This is a genomic window from Allosphingosinicella sp. (assembly GCF_036570505.1).
Lineage (GTDB): Bacteria > Pseudomonadota > Alphaproteobacteria > Sphingomonadales > Sphingomonadaceae > Allosphingosinicella.
The window spans coordinates 1-2,714 of record NZ_DATCYB010000073.1 but is presented as its reverse complement, the minus strand read 5'-3'; the positions used below and the strand labels follow the sequence as shown (position 1 = coordinate 2,714).

The 2,714-nt window shown below is 65.1% G+C and carries 2 protein-coding genes and 1 pseudogene; 2 read left to right on the top strand and 1 reads right to left on the bottom strand.

The window, feature by feature from the left end; all coding sequences use genetic code 11:
- A pseudogene (locus tag VIR62_RS09005) lies at positions 1 to 265 on the bottom strand (glycoside hydrolase family 3 N-terminal domain-containing protein); the annotation flags it as partial.
- A 203-nt stretch (positions 266 to 468) separates the two neighbouring features.
- Between VIR62_RS09005 and VIR62_RS09000 the strand changes: the two are divergent.
- Together VIR62_RS09000 and VIR62_RS08995 are read left to right on the top strand one after the other, a co-directional pair.
- Entirely contained in the window at positions 469 to 2,010 is a 1,542-nt protein-coding gene (locus VIR62_RS09000) for a sulfatase family protein (RefSeq protein ID WP_431870552.1), read from the top strand.
- A 171-nt stretch (positions 2,011 to 2,181) separates the two neighbouring features.
- The coding region (locus VIR62_RS08995; protein ID WP_431870550.1) for an ATP-grasp domain-containing protein at positions 2,182 to 2,714 on the top strand (533 nt) is incomplete at its 3' end.

The following is a 2,714-nucleotide window of genomic DNA, read 5'->3' as shown; positions in this document are numbered from 1 at the left end:
GGCCGTGGATCACGTCGAGCGTGAACAGCAGCGGGATTCCCTGTGGCGACTCTTCGACGGCGATTCGCTGCAGCTCGGCGAGCTTGGCCAGATCGCCGCCCCCCGCCAGGCTGCCGACTTCGCCCCGCCGGATGCGGCTCTCGATGTCGGCCACGGCGGCGCCGGCGCCGGTGCTCACGTCGCTGTGGGCCGTGGGATGGTTGAGCTGACCGATCTTCGCGGTCAGATCCATCCGCTGCAGCAGATCTTCGATGATGTCGGACATCGCCGCCGACTATCGCGCCAGAAGCATATCGAGCTACCTATCGCAGCATCCTAGGTGGAGTTGAAGCGGCCCGACACTAGAGCAGCATGGGCGGCGCCGCAACGCTGCGCTCGGCGTTGCCCATAAATGCTCCTCGGGATCGCCGGCAAGGATGCCATGATTGCCGCCGAACCTGAGCCAACGGCCTCGCGGGAAGGATGGACATGCCCCGACGACCGAACATCCTCTTCATCATGGCCGACGACCATGCCGCCAAGGCCATCAGCGCCTATGGCTCGCGCATCGTCGAGACCCCTGGCATCGACAGGATCGCCGAGGGAGGCAAGCGCCTCGACCACTGCTATGTCACCAACTCGATCTGCACGCCGAGCCGGGCCTCGATCCTGACCGGGACCTACAACCACGTGAACGGCGTCACCACGCTCGTGACCCTGCTCGACAACCGCTGGCCGAACGTCGCCAAGTCCCTCCAGGCCGGCGGCTACGCGACCGCGATCTTCGGCAAGTGGCACCTCGGCGAAGGGCCGCGCCACAGGCCAACCGGCTTCGACGACTGGTGCGTGCTTCCGGACCAGGGCGCCTATTTCGATCCGGACTTCGTCGGGCCCGACGGGCTGCGCTATCACCGCGGCTACGCCACCGACCTGATCACCGACCTCTGCCTGGACTGGCTCGCCGCGCGCGACCGCGACCGCCCGTTCTTCCTCATGTGTCACCACAAGGCACCGCATCGTCCCTTCGCGCCGGCGCCGCGCCACGCCCGCCTGTTCGAGAACGAGACGATCCCCGTGCCCGAGAGCTTCGACGACGATTACAAGAACCGGGCGCGCGCCGCGGGGTCCGCCAGGATGCGCGTGCGCGCCGATATGAACTACGAGGATCTCGGCCTTTCCTCACCGGAGGGGCTGGCGCACTCCTGGAGCGACGAGATGGGCTGGCCGGAACGCGCCAAGCTGCCCGATCCGGAGGATCCGGGCGACGTCGTGCTGTTCGACCGCAACACGGGCGAGCGCTTCACTTTCGCCTCCAGGCAGGAGCTCGATCACTTCAAGTACCAGCGCTACATCAAGCGCTACCTGCGCACTGTCGTGGCGATCGACGAGAACGTCGGCCGCCTGCTTGACTGGCTCGACAAGGACGGCACCGCGGAAGACACCATTGTGGTCTACACCTCGGACCAGGGATTCTTCCTCGGCGAGCATGGCTGGTTCGACAAGCGGTTCATCTACGAGGAATCGCTCCAGATGCCGTTCCTGATTCGCTATCCGGCGGGCTTCGGAGCCGGCGTGACGAAGGCCATCGCGACGAACGTCGACTTCGCGCCGACCTTCCTCGACTATGCCGAGCTGCCGGTGCCTTCCTACATGCAGGGGCGCAGCCTGCGCCCAGTCCTGGAAGGACGTGTCCCCGACGACTGGCCGCAGGTCGCCTACCATCGCTACTGGATACACAAGGATGCGATACACAATGCCTTCGCGCACTACGGCATCCGCGACCAGCGCTACAAGCTGATCTACTGGTACAACGAGCCGCTGGACCAGCCGGGTGCGCGTTCCGGCGGCGAGCCGCCGGAGTGGGAGCTGTTCGACTGCGTGGCGGACCCGCTCGAGCTCCTCAACGTGTTTCACGATCCCGCCATGGCCGGCATCGTGCACGATATGATTGCGAAGCTCGATGCCAAGCTGGCCGAGATCGGCGACATCCCCGCGCATGATACGGCTGCGGTGCTCGCCGAACTCGCTTAGCTAGGCGCATGGTCAGACGCCTCCGGCACCATATTAAACACAAAAATGCAGTATTATAAAATTATATTCCATCTTTGCCTTGTATTTTCCAACCTTCGGTCCCATTCTAGCAGTCACCGCATTCTGCAGGATCGACCCGACCCTGTTTGTTGCATTGCAGTAGGGCCCGCCATGCCAAAGATCCATGTCCTGCACGAGAACCCCGACTGGCTGCCGCCCCTCGCGGCGGCGCTCGATCGGACCGGCGCGGAATGGGACGAATGGTTCCTGGTCGAGCGCGCCCTCGATCTCTCGGCGCCGCCGCCGGACGGTGTGTTCTACAACCGCATGAGCGCCTCCTCGCACACGCGCGGCCATCGCTTCTCACCCGAACTCACCGCAGCAACGCTTTCGTGGCTCGTGCAGCACGGACGCCGCGTCGTGAACGGTCCTGGCGCGCTCGATCTCGAGATAAGCAAGGTGCGCCAGTACGGGGCCCTGTCTCGCGCTGGGGTGGCGATACCGCGGACCATCGCTGTCGCAGGCAAGGGCCGCCTCGTCCAGGCGGCGCGCGAAGCCTTTGGCAAGGGCCGCTTTATCCTCAAGCCGAACCGCGGCGGAAAGGGATTGGGCGTACGTCCTTTCGCCGATGCCGACGCGCTGGCGGCTTACCTTGCGGCGCCGGAATTCGAGGAGCCGCTCGACGGCATCCACCTCCTCCAAGA

Coding starts and splice junctions, on each gene's coding strand:
- VIR62_RS09000 (WP_431870552.1), top strand. CDS start 469: ATGCCCCGACGACCGAACATCCTCTTCATCATGGCCGACGACCATGCC.